Below are 17,260 nucleotides of genomic sequence, written 5' to 3' on the forward strand. Positions count from 1 at the left end.
GACCGAGAAGACGACGAAAACGGTTCCGAGCAATCCGGCGAGCAGTTTGTTGACTTCGTTGGAATCCATACGCCCCTTGCTCCCTTTTCCGGCGGACAGAACCGTCCACTCCGTCCGTCGGTATCGTGACCGTCCTGCCAGGGCGGTCAAATCGGGCGGAAACTAGGTCTTTTGCTGCGGCGTTGCAACACCTATAAGGGCGCTTCCAGTGAGACCTTTTGCCACTTTCCCTGTCCTCTTTCGAGACGCCTTGCACCCGAAATGTCCACGCTGATCCTGATCCCGGCCCGCATGGCTTCGACCCGCCTGCCGGGCAAGCCGCTGGCCGACATCGCCGGCGCCCCGATGATCGTCCATGTCGCCCGCCGCGCCGCCGAAGCCGGCCTTGGCCGGGTGGTGGTGGCGACCGACACGCAAGGCGTGGCGCAAGCGGTGCGCGCGCACGGTTTCGAGGCCGTGATGACGCGTATGGATCACGAATCCGGCTCCGACCGCATCCACGAGGCGCTGGTCGCTCTCGACCCCGGGCGCAAGGTCGAAACCATCGTCAATGTGCAGGGCGACCTGCCGACCATCGATCCCCGGATCATCGCCGCGTCGCTCAGGCCTTTCGAGGACAGTGCGGTGGACATCGCCACGCTCGGCGTCGAGATCGTCCGCGATGAGGAAAAGACCAATCCCAATGTCGTCAAGATCGTCGGCTCGCCGCTTTCCGGCAGCAGGCTGAGGGCGCTCTATTTCACCCGTGCCACAGCGCCTTGGGGCGAGGGGCCGCTCTACCATCATGTCGGCCTCTACGCCTATCGCCGCGAAGCACTCGAGCGTTTCGTCGCGCTCAAGCCGTCGCCGCTCGAACGGCGCGAGCGGCTGGAACAGTTGCGGGCGCTGGAAGCCGGCATGCGCATCGACGCCGAGATCGTCCAGTCGCTGCCGCTCGGCGTCGACACGCCTGAAGACCTCGAACGCGCCAGAACAATCCTTTCAACCTGAGATATCGGCATGCCTGAAAAGACCAACAGAATATCCTTCCAGGGCGAACCGGGCGCCAATTCCGACACCGCCAGCCGCAACATGTTCCCTTCGATGGAGCCGTTGCCCTGCCCGACCTTCGAGGATGCCTTCAACGCGGTCGAGACCAACAAGGCCGACCTCGCCATGATCCCGATCGAGAACACCATTGCCGGGCGCGTCGCCGATATCCATCATCTCCTGCCGGAATCGAAGCTGCACATCGTCGGCGAATATTTCCTGCCGATCCATTTCCAGCTGATGGTGCTGCCAGGCGTCAAGCGCGACGAGATCAAGACGGTGCACAGCCACATCCATGCGCTTGGCCAGTGCCGCAAATACGTTCGCAAGAACGGTTGGAAGGCGATCGTCGCCGGCGACACGGCCGGCGCCGCCAAAATGGTCTCCGAGGTCAAGGACCGCAGCATGGCGGCGCTGTCGCCGGCCCTGGCCGCGACCCTCTACGGGCTCGATATCATCGAGCAAAACGTCGAGGACACCGACTCAAACGTCACCCGCTTTGTCGTCCTGACCAAGAACAAGCAATGGGCCGAGCGTCCTTCGCCCGACGTCAAGATGATGACGACCTTCATCTTCCGCGTCCGCAACGTGCCGGCCGCGCTCTACAAGGCCATGGGCGGCTTCGCCACCAACGGCATCAACATGACCAAGCTGGAGAGCTACCAGCTGGGCGCTTTCACGGCGACGCTGTTTTACGCCGACATCGAGGGCCACCCCGACGACCCGCTGGTCAAGCTGGCGCTGGACGAGCTTCGTTTCTTCTCGCGCGAAGTGCGCATTCTCGGCGTCTATCCGGCCAGCGAGTCGCGTGAGCAGTGGAAGGTTGCGGACTAGATCACCGCGCCCAGCGGCACATAGTCGATCTCCATGAAGGTCTCGACCTCCGGCACCCAGCGGTCGCGCACGAAGGCGACATGGTCTGGATGGTCGTTGTACCTGGTGTAGGCGGCCTGGTCGGCGAACTCCATCGAGAAGCCGAAACGATAGTCGTTCTTGGGGCTGATCTGCCGCAATTGCTCGAAATGCGTGACGCCCCTGATCGCGGTGAGGATCCTCTTGGCGTCGACCAGGAACCGCTTTTCCTCCAGCGAATGCGGCGGATGCTTCAGCGTGAAAACGACGGTGTGACGGATCATGTCCTGCTCCTGCAATGTCTTTAGGTGTTCGCTGCCATCATTCTGAATCGACCCAGGCGCGGATGAGGTGATGCGCAATGGCGCCTTTCGGCGGCGTGATCAGATTGTCCTGGTGCGTCCTTTCCAGCATCCGGCGCACCTCGTCGCGAAAAAACCAGCGGCAGTCCTCAAGCTCGTTGAGGTCGGCCTGGATATCGTCATTGAGCGGCTCGCCGAAGCAGCCGATCATCAGCGAATAGGGGAACGGCCAGGGCTGGCTGGCGTGGTAGACGACGCGGCCAAGCCGGATGCCGGCCTCCTCCAGCGTCTCGCGGCGCACCGCCGCCTCGATCGTCTCGCCCGGCTCGATGAAGCCGGCGAGGGCCGAATACATGCCCGGCGCGAAATGCCGACCGCGTCCGAGCAGGCACTTCTCCCGCGTCGCCGTCAGCATGATCGCCACCGGGTCGGTGCGCGGAAAATGCTCGGTGCCGCAATTCGGGCAATGCCGCTTGTAGCCGCCGGCCCGCATCTGCGATTCCGTGCCGCATTTGCTGCAGAAGCGATGGCTGGCATGCCAGGCGAGCAAAGCCGCCCCTTGCGCCATCGCGCCGGCCGCCGCCTCGTCGATCAGCCCTTGCATGTAGACCGAGCGGTAGTCGATGGCCTTGACTGTTTCCGGAAGCTGTTCGGGTTCGACGCCGGCGGGCACGGCCAGCACCGGTCCTCGTTCGGAAAAGCCGAGCAGGATGCCTTGCGCCAGGGAAACCTTGAAGGGCTCGCTCTCGGTCGCACCGAACCAGGGATCGAGAGCGCCGCCATCGCCGAGCTTCAGATAGAGCCGGCCGCCATGCATCAGAAGCAGCCGCGTCGCCGGATCGGCCAGCGCTTTGTCGACCGAATCGTCGGCGCGGTTCTCGGACTGCCGGTCGATCGTGTTGCCGGCGAAGCCGACGAACTGGCTCGGCTCGCGCAAAGGCGCGTCAAACAGGCGGAAGCTCATGGGGACTCTGGAATATGTTGAGGGATGGACACGGGGAACGCTTATAGCGCCGCCTTGATCGTTTCGGCAAACCGTCGCAAGTCGGAACGCTGATAGGGCTCTCGCAGGCCATGTCCCCACACAGGACCTGGCCAGCCGGGATCGCCTTCCGAACGCGCGATGACATGGATGTGCAACTGGCGCACGATGTTGCCGAGCGCGCCGGTGTTGATCTTGGTGCAGCCGGTCGCTTTCTTCAGCGCCTGCGCCACCATATTGGTCTCGAAGGTCAGCATCGCCTGGTCGAGCGGCGTCATGTCGTGGATTTCCTCCGCGCCGGGGCGCTGCGGCACCAGCAGCAACCAGGGCCAGCGGCGGTCGTTCATCACCCGCAGCTCGCACAGCCCAAGCCACATCAACTGCTCGCTGTCCGCCTCCAGCCGTGCGTCCAGCGTGAATCCGGCCTTCAGGCCCGGCAGCATCGGCGTTTCCCTTGCTTTTCTTGTTTTCCTCAAACGCAGGAACGCTAGAGCGGCGGCAGGGGGGCTGCAAGCGAATCATTGCGCCCCTCACGCTTTGGTGCGCCAATTCCATATTTTTGCGATTTCTGCGGCGCACTTGCATTTCGTCGCGCAATTGCCGATATGGAAAGCGGGAGGTTGGTGGTGGACGATCCACTCGCCAACCGGGTCAGGTCCGGAAGGAAGCAGCCCTAACGAGCCCGGAACGGGTCATTGTTCCAGCCTCCCACCTCATCGGCCCCTCTCGCGACATTGACGACGCATTGCAGCGCGGGCGAGACTATGCGCAGGAATCGGCCGCCTTCGGGCGCGGCCATTTGGAGCTTTACGGGCGTATGAGCGAAGCCGGAAATTCGGGACCAAAAAGCCTGGAGATAGGCAAGGCCGCCGCCTATCGCGTGCTGGCACGCAAGTACCGTCCTTCGAACTTCTCCGAGCTGGTCGGCCAGGAGCCGATGGTGCGCACCCTCACCAACGCCTTTGCCACCGGCCGTATCGCCCAGGCCTGGATGCTGACCGGCGTGCGCGGCGTCGGCAAGACCACGACGGCGCGCATCCTCGCGCGCGCCCTGAACTATAAAACCGCTGATATCGACCAGCCGTCGGTCGACCTTGCCGTCCTCGGCGAACATTGCCAGGCGATCATGGAAGGCCGCCATGTCGACGTCATCGAGATGGACGCCGCCTCGCACACCGGCATCGACGACATCAGGGATATCATCGAGCGCGTGCGCTACGCGCCGGTCTCGGCCCGCTACAAGGTCTACATCATCGACGAAGTGCACATGCTGTCGACGCAGGCCTTCAACGGCCTTCTGAAGACGCTGGAAGAGCCGCCGCCGCACGTCAAATTCATCTTTGCCACCACCGAGATCCGCAAGGTCCCGATCACCGTCCTGTCGCGCTGCCAGCGCTTCGACCTGAGGCGCATCGACGCCGGCGCGCTGGTCGGGCATCTCGCTTCGATCTCGGCCAAGGAAGGCATTTCGGTCGACGACGATGCGCTGGCGATGATCGCGCGCGCCGCCGAGGGCTCGGCTCGTGATTCGCTCTCCATCCTCGACCAGGCGATCGCCCATGGCGCCGGCTCTGTCGGCGCCGATGCCGTTCGGGCGATGCTGGGGCTTGCCGACCGCGCCCGCATCGTCGACCTGTTCGAACATGTGATGAAAGGCGATATCGCGGCAGCCCTTGGCGAATTCCGTGCGCAATACGATACCGGCGCCGATCCGGCCGCCGTGCTGACCGACCTTGCCGAATTCAACCACCTCGTCACCCGGCTGCGTTTCGTGCCGACGGCCATCGAGGATGCCTCGCTATCCGAGGACGAGCGGCAGCGCGGCGCCGATTTCGCCAGGACGCTGTCGGTCAGGGTGCTGTCGCGGACGTGGCAGATGCTGCTCAAGGGCATTCCAGAGGTGCAGTCCTCCAACCGGCCGGTCAGTGCCGCCGAAATGGTGCTGATCCGGCTGGCGCATGCCGCCGACCTGCCGACGCTGGACGAGGCGTTGAGATCGCTTGAAGGCGCCGCGCCGGCGCAGAATGGCGCGCTGCGCCCAAATGGGGCGCCTGCAGGGGGAGGCAACGGCGCCAGCGCGGTGGCGCAGACGCGCATGCCGTCTGGCCCGGGCGGCGCGCAGACCATGCGGCTGGTCGAAGCCTCGCCTGCGCCCGTTCCCTACGTCGCTCCGCCGGAGCCGGTCACGGAGGCGCAATCGGCGCCGCTGAAATCGCTGGCCGACATCATTGCCCTGGCAGACGCGCAGCGCGACATCGCCTTCAAGGTGCTGGTCAAAAGCTGCATCCGGTTTGTACGCATCGAGCCCGGCCGCATCGACGTTGGCCTGACCAGCGATGCGCCCAAGATGCTGCTCAACGACCTGACGACGAAATTGCGCGCCTGGACCGGTCGCAGCTGGCTTGTCTCGCTGTCGAAGGAAGAGGGCGGCCAGACGCTCGCCGAAATGGAATCGGCCAAACGCGAGACGGCTTTTCTCGATGCCAAGAGCGACCCGACAGTGGCCGCCATCCTGGCGCGCTTTCCCGGTGCCAAGATCATCGACGTGCGCATTCCGGACGCGCCGGAAGCCGAAACGGCAGAGGCCGAAGTGCCGGTCGAGCCGCCGGCTGACGACGATGAACCCTGATCCAGCCACGAATCCGCAAAGGACCCGACCATGAAAGATCTTCTCGGCCTGATGGGCAAGGCGAAGGAAATGCAGGCCAAGTTCCAGGCCATGCAGGACGAGATCGCCACGCTGGAAGCGTCCGGCCAGGCCGGCGGCGGCCTGGTCAATGTGACGCTGACCGGAAAATTCGAGATGAAGTCGTTGAAGATCGATCCGTCTCTGTTCAAGGAAGACGATGTCGAGATCCTGGAAGACCTGGTGCTGGCCGCTCACAACGACGCCAAGACCAAGGTCGAGCAGATCATGCAGGAAAAGACCAAGGCGCTGACCGCGGGCCTGCCGATCCCGCCGGGAATGAAACTGCCCTTCTAGCCTTCGGTGCGGCCATGGCCGAAGAGCCGTCCGAAAGACTGATCGAGCAGCGTATCCGCAACAGGATCTACGAGATCCTGGAAATCCTGGCCGATTGTGACGACGGCGTCGATCTCGTCGGCATCAAGGGTTATTTCTATCTGTTCGAGGATTTCCTCCATCGCCCATCGATCGAAGCCGGCACATCCGCGCTTTCGAAGGACGAGCGCGCGATCGTGCTGGAGATCGCCGAATTCCTCGAGGCGGCAAGCGAGACAAATCCGGACTTCACCAAGGCTGAGTTCATAGACAGCGACTGGCCGGGAAAGATCGCGCCGACGGCCAGGGAGGCGCGGACGCTGTTCCTCCGGCGCGGCCTGTTTTCGGAGAAGGTCGAGGAGCTTGAGCCTGGCCAGCCGGCCGCGATAGCGGCCGGGCGGTAGATCGCTTCAGGAAAAATCGCGTGGTGCTTTCCCTTGGGGCAATTGCGGCGAAACAAAGAGAGAGCGGTCATCGCTTTTGTGAAATGACGGCTCGATCTATCTGGAAAGCCACGAAATTGTGCCAATTTGGCAACAGTACGTTGTTAATAACGTTTTGGCCATCATTTTGCCCGAAAGTGTCTCATTCTTGCCGCAGCCTGGGGGCGGGCACGAAGTGAGAGGGTTACCTGTTGATTTCCACGCGATGGAAGACGCCGCTGTTGCTCGGCGCCGTCATTTCACCCCTGTTTTTGGCTGCCTGCAGCCAGACCACTTCACACGGCATGTCCGTCGCCAGCCTGACCGACGCCATCACGCCAGGTTTCCTGAGTTCAGGGGCCTACAGCCACACGCCGAAGGACAAGGAATGCCTGGAACGGGCGATGTTCTTCGAGTCCAACCGCTCGAGCCGCGACGGCATGATCGCGGTCGGCACGGTGGTGATGAACCGGCTGCGCGCCGGCAATCATGGCAGCACCATCTGCAAAGTGGTGGGCGAGCCCGGGCAGTTCGCGCCTGGTGTCATGACAAGGCCGATGAATTCACGCGCAATGCCCGATGTCGAGGAAGCCGCCGACGCGGTGCTGAAGGGCGAGCGCAAGTCCAAGCTCAAGAACACCATGTTCTTCCACACAGCCGGCCTCCGCTTCCCCTACAAGAACATGCACTACACCATGGTTGCCGGCGGCAATGCCTTCTACGAGAAGCGCGGCCGCAACTGGCAGCCGCTGCCGGATGAGCCGCAGGTCGCTATTGCCTCGGCGGCGCCCGACAAGTCAGCCGCGCCGGTGACGATGGTCGCGTCCGCCGAGCCGGTGCGTCCAGCCAGGACGGCAACCGTTCGATCCGCTCCCGCCCAGCAGACCTATGTGACCGCCGCCGCCGCGCCGGCCGCGAAATCCGCGCGTGTCTCGCAAGAGCCGACGGTGGTGGCGATGCAGGAGCCGATGGAAGAGCCGGATGCCGCGCGTTTTGGCGGAAGCTTGAACACAAGGGTCATCTCGTCGGTTCAAGACGCGCCGCAAGAGGCGTCGATGGGGTTCCAGTCGACGCCTGAGAACACAGACGCCATTGGCGCGATGATTGTCAGCCAGGGCCGGCCGCTCGAGACCAACTGATCTGCGCCCCGCGGTCCGCCAAGGCCCAATATGGCGGTCATGCGGATGCAGATGTTCCAAAGCGCTCTGAAAAATCCTGGAGCGGTTCACCGTTTCGCGGAAACGGTGAACCGCTCCAGCTTTTCGTTTTGACGCAATTCCGGACGGAAAACCGCTTCGCACTTTTCCTGGAATTGCTCTAGATCAGAGCGATGTCGAAGCGAATCGCCGGTCCCGAGATCGAACGTCTGATCCAGCTCCTGGCCAAGGTGCCGGGGCTGGGACCCCGTTCGGCCAGGCGTGCCGCCCTTCATCTGATCAAGAAGAAAGAGCAGCTTTTGTCGCCCCTTGCCGCCGCCATGGCCGAGGCGGCCGACAAGGTGCGCATCTGCTCGACCTGCGGCAATGTCGATACATCGGACCCTTGCATGATCTGCACCGATCCGCGCCGTGATGCCGGCACCATCATCGTCGTCGAGGACGTCTCCGACCTGTGGGCGCTGGAGCGCGCGGCGGCGATGAATGTGCGCTACCACGTGCTCGGCGGCACGCTGTCGCCGCTCGACGGCATCGGCCCCGAGCAGCTCAACATGCGCTCGCTGGTTGATCGCGTCGCCGTCAATGCGACGGTCGAGGGCCAGACGACCGCGCATTACCTCACCGACCAGTTGTCCGGCTTCGACATCAAGGTGACGCGCCTTGCGCATGGCGTGCCGGTCGGCGGCGAACTCGACTATCTCGACGAGGGCACGCTGGCCGCGGCGCTGCGTTCGCGGACGGCGTTTTGACAAAGTTGCGGCAGAGGATGCGGAGCATGATTTTTGCGTGTCCACCAAGGCTGGTGCCAAGCACCCCCCTCGGCAGGACAGAGGGGGGTGCGAAGGAACGCAAACCTCTCAGATTGGCTCTGTTTTCCTTTTTTGCAGTTCTTCTCTCGGTCTTTTCCACCCCCGCCTCCGCCGCAAAGATCGACGACCAGTTCCGCGCCTGGCTGCAGAACGACCTCTGGCCGCAGGCCAAGGCGAAAGGCATTTCCAAAACCACCTTTGATGCCGCCTTCGACGGCATCAAGCCCAATCTGAAGCTGCCGGACCTGGTCAAGCCGGGCGAGAAGGCGGCCACGCCCCAGAAGCAGCACCAGGCCGAATTCGGCTCACCCGGCGCCTATTTCGCCGAGAAGACGGTTCGCGCGGTGACGGCGGGCGCGCGCGCGCGCGAAGCCGCCAATGCCAGGACACTTTCGGCCATCGAAAAGCGCTATGGCGTGCCGGGCGAAGTGCTGCTGGCGATCTGGGGCCGCGAGACCGGATTCGGCGCGGCGAAGATGCCTTATGACGCCTTCGAAGTGCTGGGCACCAAGGCATTCATGTCGACCAGGAAGGACTTCTTCCGCACCGAACTGCTTGCCGCACTCGAGATCGTCGAGCGCGGGCTGGCTCCGGTCGGCGCGATGAAATCGTCCTGGGCCGGCGCGCTCGGCCAGCCGCAATTCATGCCGACCTCGTTCCTGAAACATGCCGTCGATTTCGACGGCGACGGCCGCGTCGACATCTGGAACTCGACGCCCGACGTGTTGGCCTCGATCGCCAATTATCTCGTCCACTATGGCTGGGTAAAGGGTCGTGGCTGGGGATTCGAGGTGACGGTGCCGGAAAGCGTTTCCTGTTCGCTGGAAGGCCCGGACCAGGGCAAGAAAATCTCGCAATGGGCTGATATGGGCATCAAGCGCGTCGGCGGCAAACCGTTTCCAGTGAGTGAGCTGAAGGCCGAAGGCTTTCTGCTGATGCCGGCAGGGCGCAGCGGCCCGGCCTTTGTCGCCACGCCCAATTTCTACGTGCTGAAGCAATACAACACCAGCGACCTGTACGCGCTGTTCATCGGCCATGGCGCCGATCGCATCGCCCATGGCGATCAGAACTTCGCCGGCAGCTGGGGCGCGATCGGCGGGCTGCACCGTTCGGACATCGCCGCCCTGCAGCGGGCGCTGGAGGCCAAGGGCTATGATGTCGGCAGCGCCGATGGCCTGCCCGGCTTCAAGACCCGCCGCTCGATCGGCATATGGCAAGCCAAGAACGGCCGCGCCGCCACCTGCTTTCCTGACGCCGATCTGGTCGCAGTGCTGAAATAGCTCCGAAATTAGCAGATTTTTCTCGATCGGCAGCCTCGATTGGCTGGCCTATGCGTCGACACCCCACCGGCCTTTCTGGCCCAATGAGCCGTCGTATAAATGCTCGTTGCCCGCCACGGGGCCGCCGGGTATGGTGTTGACCAACTGGACAAAAACCACGACGGTAAGTGGGCAGAGGGGCCGTCTCCAGGCCCCGAAAAAATTCCGCAACCCTGAGCCGGGAACTCAGGTCAACAAACAACAAAACAGGGAACAATCACAATGATGATGGAAAAGTTTGCTCTACGCTCTCGCTTCCTGCTCGCGGGTGCCGCCATGTCGGCGCTGCTTCTGGCCGGCGCGCCCGCCGGTGCGGTCACGCCCGCCGACACGCTGGTCGAAGGTTTCGCGATCGACGACATCATCTCCATGGATCCGGGCGAGGCGTTCGAGCTGTCGACCGCCGAGGTCACCGGCAACACCTATGATCTGCTTGTCCGTCTCGACCTCAGCGACACCTCCAAGGTCAAGGGCGACCTTGCCGAAAGCTGGACCGTCTCCGATGACGGCCTGACCTACACGTTCAAGCTCAAGCCCGGCCTGAAATTCGCTTCCGGCAATCCGATCACGGCGTCCGATGTCGCCTGGTCGTTCGAGCGCGTCATCAAGCTCGACAAGAGCCCGGCCTTCATCATCGGCCAGTTTGGCATCAGCGGTGACAACGTCACCGAAAAGGCCAAGGCTGTCGACGACGGCACCTTCCAGTTCACCGTCGACAAGGCCTATGCGCCGAGCTTCGTGCTGAACTGCCTGTCGGCAACGGTGGCTTCGGTGGTCGACGCCAAGCTGGTCAAGGAGCATGTCGCTTCGGTCACGCCGAGCGCCGACTACAAATGGGACAATGACTTCGGCAATGCCTGGCTGAAGACCGGCTATGCCGGCTCCGGCGTCTTCAAGCTGCGCGAATGGCGGGCCAACGAAGCCGTCGTTCTCGAGCGCAACGACAATTACTACGGCGAAAAAGCCAAGCTTGCCCGCGTCATTTATCGCAACATGAAGGAAAGCTCGGGCCAGCGCCTGGCGCTCGAGGCTGGCGACATCGACGTTGCCCGCAATCTCGAACCGAACGACCTCGACGCCATCGCCAAGAACGCCGACCTCACCACCACCAGCGCGCCCAAGGGCACGGTCTATTACATCAGCCTCAACCAGAAGAACGCGAACCTCGCCAAGCCGGAGGTGCGCCAGGCGTTCAAGTATCTGGTCGACTATGATGCCTTGAGCTCCACCATCCTCAAGGGCATCGGCGAAATCCATCAGACCTTCCTGCCCAAGGGCGTGCTCGGCGAATTGGATGAGAATCCGTTCAAGCTCGATGTCGCCAAGGCCAAGGAATTGCTGGCCAAGGCCGGTCTGCCCGACGGCTTCAGCGTAACCATGGACGTACGCACCGGCCAGCCGACGACCGGGATGGCGGAATCGATCCAGCAGACGCTCGGACAGGCCGGCATCAAGCTCGAGATCATCCCGGGCGACGGCAAGCAGACGCTCACCAAATACCGCGCCCGCAACCACGACATCTATATCGGCCAATGGGGCCAGGATTATTTCGACCCGAACTCCAACGCCCAGACCTTTGCCTCGAACCCGGACAATTCGGATGGGGCCAAGACCAAGACGCTGGCCTGGCGCAACGCCTGGGACATTCCGGACCTGACCAAGCAGACGGAAGCGGCACTGCTCGAGAAGGATGCCGGCAAGCGCGCCGACATGTACAAGGATCTCGAGAAGAAAATCCTCGACACCAGCCCCTTCGTCGTCATCCACCAGCAGCTGGAAGTGGCCGGCCTGCGCAAGAACCTCAAGGGCTTTGCGCTCGGCCCGAGCTTCGACACCAACTTCGTCGGACCGGTGTCCAAGGAATAGTGCTCGCGGACACGCCGCATGAGCGCGGTTGAAAAAGAAGTGGCGGCGGGGCGCGGCAGCGCCCGCGCCGTCGCTGTTGCATCATCGCTTGGCCGTTTCCTGGTCATTGCGATCACGACCTATCTTGGTCTGCTCGCGGTCACCTTCTTCATCGGCCGCGTCATTCCAATCGACCCGGTGCTGGCGGTGCTCGGCGACCGGGCGCCGGCCAATGTGGTTGAGCGCACGCGCCGCGAGATGGGCCTCGATTTGCCGTTGATCGAGCAGTTCTACATCTATGTGAAGAATGCGCTGAACGGCAATTTCGGCGTCTCCGTGCTGACCACCAATCCGGTCATGACCGACATTCGCCGGGCGCTTCCGGCCACGACGGAACTGGCGACCCTCGGAACGCTGATCGGCGCGTTGTTCGGCGTGCCGCTCGGTGTGCTGGCCGCGGTCAGGCGCGGCAGCCTCATCGACCAGATCGTGCGCGTCATCGGCCTGATCGGTTATTCCGTGCCGATCTTCTGGCTGGGGCTGCTTGGGCTGGTGCTGTTTTACGCCAAGCTGCAATGGGTTGCCTTCCCGGCGAGGCTCGACGTCGTCTACGAATACACCTTTACGCCGATCACCGGCTTCTATCTCCTCGACTCTGCGATGCAGGGGCAGTGGGACGTTTTTTACGACGCCTTCCGCCACATCATCCTGCCGGCCTCGCTGCTCGGCTATTTCTCGCTCGCCTATATCAGCCGCATGACGCGCTCGTTCATGCTCAACGAATTGTCGCAGGAATATATCGTCGCGGCGCGCGCCAAGGGCCTGTCGGAAACCCGCATCATCTGGGGCCACGCGCTGCGCAACGCAGCGGTGCCGATGGTGACGGTGATCGCGCTGTCCTATGCCGGACTGCTGGAAGGTTCGGTGCTGACCGAGACCGTCTTCTCATGGCCGGGCATCGGCCTTTACATCACCAATTCGCTGCAGAACGCCGACATGAATGCGGTGCTCGGTGGCACCATCGTCATCGGCTCGGTGTTCATCGCCATCAACCTTCTCTCCGACCTGCTGTATCGGGTGCTCGATCCGAGGACGAAGTCCGCATGAGCGTCGACACCATCCAGAGCCGTCGCGACTGGCTGCTCAGCGAGCGGCCGGCCTCGCGCATGCAGGCAAGGCTCGGCCGCGCCTATGTGGCGTGGCGGCGCTTTTCCGCCAACCGGTTGGCGTTTCTGGGCCTGCTCATCATCATTGCCCTGCTGGTCGTTGCCGCCCTTGCAGGCGTGCTGGCACCTTATTCGCCAACGTTCGGCGACCTGAAGAACGCGCGCCTGCTGGCGCCGAGCGCCGAGCACTGGTTCGGCACCGACGATCTCGGCCGCGATATCCTGTCGCGCATCCTCTACGGCTCGCGCTGGACGCTTTACGTGGTCATCCTGGTCGCCATCATCGCCGCACCCATCGGCCTTCTGGTCGGCACGGTGGCCGGCTATGCCGGCGGCTGGACCGATGCCATCCTGATGCGCATCACCGACATCTTCCTCGCCTTTCCCAAGCTGATCCTGGCGCTGGCCTTCGTCGCAGCACTTGGCCCCGGCATCGAGAATGCGGTGCTGGCCATCGCCATCACCTCATGGCCGCCCTACGCCCGCATCGCGCGGGCAGAGACGCTGACGGTGCGCAATTCCGACTACATCAAGGCGGTGCAACTGATGGGCGCCTCGCCCTTCCGCATCGTGCTGCGCCATATCATGCCGCTTTGCATTTCGTCCCTGATCGTCAGGGTGACGCTCGACATGGCCGGCATCATCCTGACCGCCGCCGGGCTCGGTTTCCTCGGCCTCGGCGCGCAGCCGCCGCTGCCCGAATGGGGCACGATGATCGCGTCCGGCCGCCGCTTCGTGCTCGACCAGTGGTGGGTGGCCGGTGCGCCGGGCTTCGCCATCCTCATCGTCAGCCTCGGCTTCAACCTGCTTGGCGACGGCCTGCGCGACGCGCTCGATCCGCGGAGTGGCGACCAATGAGCGGCGACCAATGAGCGGAGAAACGAAAACGCTTCTCAACGTAGACGACCTGCGCGTCACCTTCCCGACCCGCACCGGGCTGATCGAGGCGGTGCGCGGCGTTTCCTTTTCGCTCGGCCGCGAACGGCTCGGCATCGTCGGCGAATCCGGCTCGGGAAAATCGCAGACCGGCCGCGCCATCATGGGCCTGACGCCACCGCAGGCGCGGATATCGGCCAACAAGCTCGCCTTCGACGGCATCGATTTGCTCACCGTCTCGCCACGCGAACGCAGGAAGCTGCGCGGCAAGCGCATCGCCATGATCCTGCAGGATCCGAAATATTCGCTCGACCCGGTGATGAGCATCGGTCGCCAGATCGTCGAGACGCTGCGCACCCATGAAAAGGTCGGCAAGGCGGAGGCGCGCGACCGTGCATTGGCCATGCTGGAGGCGGTGCAGATCCGTGATCCCTCTCGCGTCTTCAATTTGCATCCGCATGAAGTTTCGGGCGGCATGGGCCAGCGCGCCATGATCGCCATGATGCTGATCGCCGGTCCGGAAATGATGATCGCCGACGAGCCGACCTCGGCGCTCGACGTCACCGTGCAGCTCGATGTGCTCGGCATCCTCGACCGGCTGGTCAGTGAGCGTGGCATGGGGCTGATCTTCATCTCGCACGATTTGCGCCTGGTCTCGTCCTTCTGCGACCGCGTCATCGTCATGTATGCCGGCAAGGTGGTCGAGCAGCTCAAGGCGTCCGAACTCGGCCAGGCCCAGCATCCCTACACGCGCGGCCTGCTCAATTGCATGCCCAAGATCGGTGCCGACCGCCACCCGCTGCCGGTGCTCGACCGCAAGCCGGAGTGGGCGGCATGACTTCTGCGATTGCCGTCGACAGGCTGGAAGTGATCTTCGACCGTTTTCGCGCACTGAAAGGCGTCAGCCTCGACGTGCAGCCGGGCGAATCCTTCGGCCTGGTCGGCGAATCCGGCTCCGGCAAATCGACGCTGCTGCGGGCCATCGCCGGCCTTGCGCCGGTTGCATCGGGCGGCATCGTCGTCAACGGCAAGACGCTCGGCGCGCGCCGCGACAAGGCCTTCTACCGTGAAGTGCAGATGGTCTTCCAGGATCCGTACGGGTCGCTGCACCCGCGCCAGACCGTCGACCGTCTGCTGCAGGAGCCGCTTGCCATCCATGGCTTTGCCGACGGCGAAAAGCGTATCCAGCGGGCGCTCGACGAAGTCGGCCTCGGCAACGGTTTTCGGTTTCGCTATTCGCACCAGCTCTCCGGCGGCCAGCGCCAGCGCGTGGCGATCGCGCGTGCGCTCATTCTGGAACCGTCGATCCTGCTGCTCGACGAGCCGACCTCGGCGCTCGATGCCTCGGTGCAGGCGGAAGTGCTCAACCTGCTGGAAGAGGTACGCAAGCGCCGCAAGCTGACCTTCCTGATGGTCAGCCACGACCTCGCCATCATCACCCATATGTGCGAGCGGCTGATGGTGATGCAAAGCGGCGAGGCGGTGGAGAATCTGGCGGCGGCAGACCTTGTCGAGCGCCGCGTGACCAAGGACTATACGCGCAATCTGTTGCGGGCCAGCGACGGGTTTGTGAGAACCGCTTGAATTCGTTTTCTCTTTTGCGCCGAACAACCATCTTGGGGAATTCCCATGGAGGAATGGAAGTTTGCGGATCCGCCCAATGTCGCGGTGTTTGTGGATAGGGCAGTCGTTACCCGCGGCGATTGGATTACATACGTCTCACATGACGATGACGACGGCAGTTGGCAATTCCACAACAGCGAAACCGGACCTGTTGACGAAGGCGATATCATGATCGTCAGCTTGCAAAACGTTGTGCAGCGGGACGAAAGCATCCAGGCGTTGGCGGACTTGCCAGAAGGCTGGCACGCTTGGCGCACCTCGAAATCGTCGCCATGGCAACGCGCCAGGTCGCGCCCTGTGCCCTCCAACGACAACGAATGATCAGGCAAAGCCTTAGGCTGAGCCTTGCGCCAGTTCGCCGCTCTCCAGAACGGGTGGCTCTTCCCGGCCCTTCGGCTCCTTGATCCTGAACCACGTCACATAAAGCGCCGGCAGGAACAGCAGCGTGATTGCGGTACCCGCGATGATGCCGCCCATCATCGCATAGGCCATCGGACCCCAGAACACTTCACGCGCGATCGGGATCAGCGCCAGGCTGGCGGCCGCCGCCGTCAGTGCGATCGGCCGCATCCGGTGTTCGGTCGCTTCGATGACCGCCGCCCAGCGGTCCTTGCCCTCTCGAACAAGATCCTCGATCTGCACGATCAGGATGACCGAATTGCGGATCAGGATGCCGATCAGCGCCAGCACGCCCAGGATGGCGACGAAGCCCAGCGGCGCTCCGCTCGGCACCAGGGCCGCCACCACGCCGATCAGGCCGAGCGGCGCCACCGCCACGACCAGGAACAGGCGCTGGAAGCTTTGCAACTGCACCATCAGGATCGTTGCCATGACGAACAGCATCAACGGCACGACGGCGGCGATCGGTCCCTGACTTTTGGCGCTCTCCTCGACCGAGCCGGCGGTGGCGATCGAATAGCCCGGCGGCAGCTTGGCGGTGAAGGCATCGACCGATGGCTTCAGTTCGTTGACGACCGTGGCCGGCAGCACGTCGCCGACCAGCCCGGCGCGCACGGTGATGGTCGGGATGCGATCGCGTCGCCACACCGTCGGTTGCTCCAGATCGTAGCGGAAGTTGGCGACCGCCGCGAGCGGGATCGCCTCGCCGGTGCTGGTCGGCAACTGCATGTTCTGCAACGTCTCGATCGAGCCGCGTTCGGCCCCGCGGGAGCGGGCCACGACATTGATCAGGTAGGTCGCGTCGCGCACCTGCGTGATGGTGGCGCCGCCGACCGTACTGTTCAGCGCGCTGGCGATGTCGGAGGAGGTGATGCCGAGCTGGCGTGCCTTGTCCTGCAGCACGTCGACCCTCAGCACCCGCTGCGGCTCGTTCCAGTCGAAGGTCGGCGCAGCGAGCTTTGGATTGGCGGAGATGACACCGGCGAATTGCTGCGCCAGTTCGCGCACCGTCTGGATGTCGGGACCGCCGACGCGGTATTGCACGGGGCGGCCGACCGGCGGTCCGAGTTCGAGCGGCTTGACGAAGGCGTCGGTGCCGACGAACTCCTCGCGCAGCAGCTTTTCCAGCGCCGGCTTGACCCGGTTGCGGGCCTCGATGCTCTTGGTGACGATGACGGTCTGGCCGAAATAGGGGTTGGCCGGCTGCACGTCATAGGCGAGCACGAAACGCACCGCGCCCTGGCCGATATAGGACGAGAAATGGTCGATGTCGGGATTGCCGACCAGCGCCCGCTGCTCGAACCGCTCCATCTGGTCGCGCGTGTCGGCGATCGAAGAATTCTGCGGCAGGTTCCAGTCGACGATCAGCTCCGGCCGGTCCGATGGCGGGAAGAACTGCTGCTGCACCAGGCCGAAGCCGGCGATCGAGCCGGCAAACAACGACACGGTGGCGATGATGGTCAGCCAGTGATGGCGCA

18 protein-coding genes and 1 other RNA gene are annotated in these 17,260 nt (G+C 63.6%); 15 read left to right on the plus strand and 4 right to left on the minus strand.

The genetic code is table 11. From position 1 onward, the window contains the following. Positions 1 to 261: 261 nt before the first annotated feature. Both EN879_RS05055 and EN879_RS05060 read left to right on the plus strand, forming a co-directional pair. Entirely contained in the window at positions 262 to 990 is a 729-nt protein-coding gene (locus tag EN879_RS05055) for a 3-deoxy-manno-octulosonate cytidylyltransferase (protein ID WP_063169977.1), read from the plus strand. 9 nt (positions 991 to 999) lie between these two features. After that, positions 1,000 to 1,863 (plus strand): prephenate dehydratase, encoded by an 864-nt coding sequence (locus EN879_RS05060; RefSeq protein WP_013527936.1) that lies wholly within the window; start codon positions 1,000 to 1,002, stop codon positions 1,861 to 1,863. Here EN879_RS05060 and EN879_RS05065 read toward each other — a convergent pair. From EN879_RS05065 to EN879_RS05075, 3 genes are read right to left on the minus strand one after another with little or no spacing between them, the layout of a single operon-like run. After that, positions 1,860 to 2,165 (minus strand): Dabb family protein, encoded by a 306-nt coding sequence (locus EN879_RS05065; RefSeq protein ID WP_027161785.1) that lies wholly within the window; start codon positions 2,163 to 2,165, stop codon positions 1,860 to 1,862. The genes EN879_RS05060 and EN879_RS05065 overlap by 4 nt on opposite strands. Before the next feature lie 37 nt (positions 2,166 to 2,202). Further along, positions 2,203 to 3,147, minus strand: a complete 945-nt coding sequence (gene nudC, locus EN879_RS05070; protein WP_013527934.1) for an NAD(+) diphosphatase — start codon at positions 3,145 to 3,147, stop codon at positions 2,203 to 2,205. 41 nt (positions 3,148 to 3,188) lie between these two features. After that, positions 3,189 to 3,608, minus strand: a complete 420-nt coding sequence (locus tag EN879_RS05075; RefSeq protein ID WP_013527933.1) for an HIT family protein — start codon at positions 3,606 to 3,608, stop codon at positions 3,189 to 3,191. A 172-nt stretch (positions 3,609 to 3,780) separates the two neighbouring features. On the opposite strand from EN879_RS05075, the gene ffs reads away from it, so the two are divergent. The 13 genes from ffs (at position 3,781) to EN879_RS05140 (ending at position 15,704) form a co-directional block, all read left to right on the plus strand. Next, positions 3,781 to 3,877: signal recognition particle sRNA small type (gene ffs, locus EN879_RS05080), an RNA gene on the plus strand. Positions 3,878 to 3,982: 105 nt separating this feature from the next. Beyond that, positions 3,983 to 5,794: a DNA polymerase III subunit gamma/tau gene (locus EN879_RS05085; RefSeq protein ID WP_063169978.1), complete on the plus strand. Its 1,812-nt coding sequence runs from the start codon at positions 3,983 to 3,985 to the stop codon at positions 5,792 to 5,794. A gap of 30 nt (positions 5,795 to 5,824) precedes the next feature. Further along, positions 5,825 to 6,148 carry a YbaB/EbfC family nucleoid-associated protein gene (locus tag EN879_RS05090; RefSeq protein WP_013527931.1) on the plus strand — a complete coding sequence of 108 codons (324 nt, stop codon included), beginning with the start codon at positions 5,825 to 5,827 and terminating at the stop codon, positions 6,146 to 6,148. 14 nt (positions 6,149 to 6,162) lie between these two features. Then, positions 6,163 to 6,570: a hypothetical protein gene (locus EN879_RS05095; protein ID WP_013527930.1), complete on the plus strand. Its 408-nt coding sequence runs from the start codon at positions 6,163 to 6,165 to the stop codon at positions 6,568 to 6,570. A gap of 230 nt (positions 6,571 to 6,800) precedes the next feature. Next, on the plus strand, positions 6,801 to 7,727 hold the full coding sequence (locus tag EN879_RS05100) for a cell wall hydrolase (protein ID WP_127273968.1): 927 nt from the start codon (positions 6,801 to 6,803) through the stop codon (positions 7,725 to 7,727). Between the two features lie 191 nt (positions 7,728 to 7,918). Next, on the plus strand, positions 7,919 to 8,494 hold the full coding sequence (recR, locus tag EN879_RS05105) for a recombination mediator RecR (protein WP_127273969.1): 576 nt from the start codon (positions 7,919 to 7,921) through the stop codon (positions 8,492 to 8,494). A gap of 26 nt (positions 8,495 to 8,520) precedes the next feature. Next, positions 8,521 to 9,834 carry a lytic murein transglycosylase gene (locus tag EN879_RS05110; RefSeq protein WP_127273970.1) on the plus strand — a complete coding sequence of 438 codons (1,314 nt, stop codon included), beginning with the start codon at positions 8,521 to 8,523 and terminating at the stop codon, positions 9,832 to 9,834. A 261-nt stretch (positions 9,835 to 10,095) separates the two neighbouring features. After that, complete coding sequence (locus EN879_RS05115; RefSeq protein ID WP_027161780.1) at positions 10,096 to 11,739, plus strand: ABC transporter substrate-binding protein; 1,644 nt, start codon at positions 10,096 to 10,098, stop codon at positions 11,737 to 11,739. 18 nt (positions 11,740 to 11,757) lie between these two features. Continuing rightward, entirely contained in the window at positions 11,758 to 12,825 is a 1,068-nt protein-coding gene (locus EN879_RS05120) for an ABC transporter permease (RefSeq protein WP_013527925.1), read from the plus strand. Continuing rightward, positions 12,822 to 13,742 (plus strand): nickel transporter permease, encoded by a 921-nt coding sequence (gene nikC / locus EN879_RS05125; RefSeq protein WP_013527924.1) that lies wholly within the window; start codon positions 12,822 to 12,824, stop codon positions 13,740 to 13,742. The genes EN879_RS05120 and nikC overlap by 4 nt, the downstream gene beginning before the upstream one ends. A 10-nt stretch (positions 13,743 to 13,752) precedes the next feature. Further along, a complete protein-coding gene (locus tag EN879_RS05130; RefSeq protein WP_063169980.1) occupies positions 13,753 to 14,598 on the plus strand; it encodes an ABC transporter ATP-binding protein in 846 nt (281 codons plus the stop codon). Continuing rightward, positions 14,595 to 15,344 carry an ABC transporter ATP-binding protein gene (locus tag EN879_RS05135; protein WP_013527922.1) on the plus strand — a complete coding sequence of 250 codons (750 nt, stop codon included), beginning with the start codon at positions 14,595 to 14,597 and terminating at the stop codon, positions 15,342 to 15,344. Before EN879_RS05130 ends, EN879_RS05135 begins: the two co-directional genes overlap by 4 nt. 45 nt (positions 15,345 to 15,389) lie before the next feature. Further along, positions 15,390 to 15,704, plus strand: coding sequence for a hypothetical protein (locus tag EN879_RS05140; RefSeq protein ID WP_063169981.1), 315 nt, complete (start codon positions 15,390 to 15,392; stop codon positions 15,702 to 15,704). Positions 15,705 to 15,716: 12 nt separating this feature from the next. Here the strand turns inward: EN879_RS05140 and EN879_RS05145 are convergent. Continuing rightward, the coding region (locus tag EN879_RS05145; protein ID WP_164774318.1) for an efflux RND transporter permease subunit at positions 15,717 to 17,260 on the minus strand (1,544 nt) is incomplete at its 5' end.

Source organism: Mesorhizobium sp. M7A.F.Ca.AU.002.02.1.1 (assembly GCF_003998535.1).
Taxonomy (GTDB): domain Bacteria; phylum Pseudomonadota; class Alphaproteobacteria; order Rhizobiales; family Rhizobiaceae; genus Mesorhizobium; species Mesorhizobium ciceri.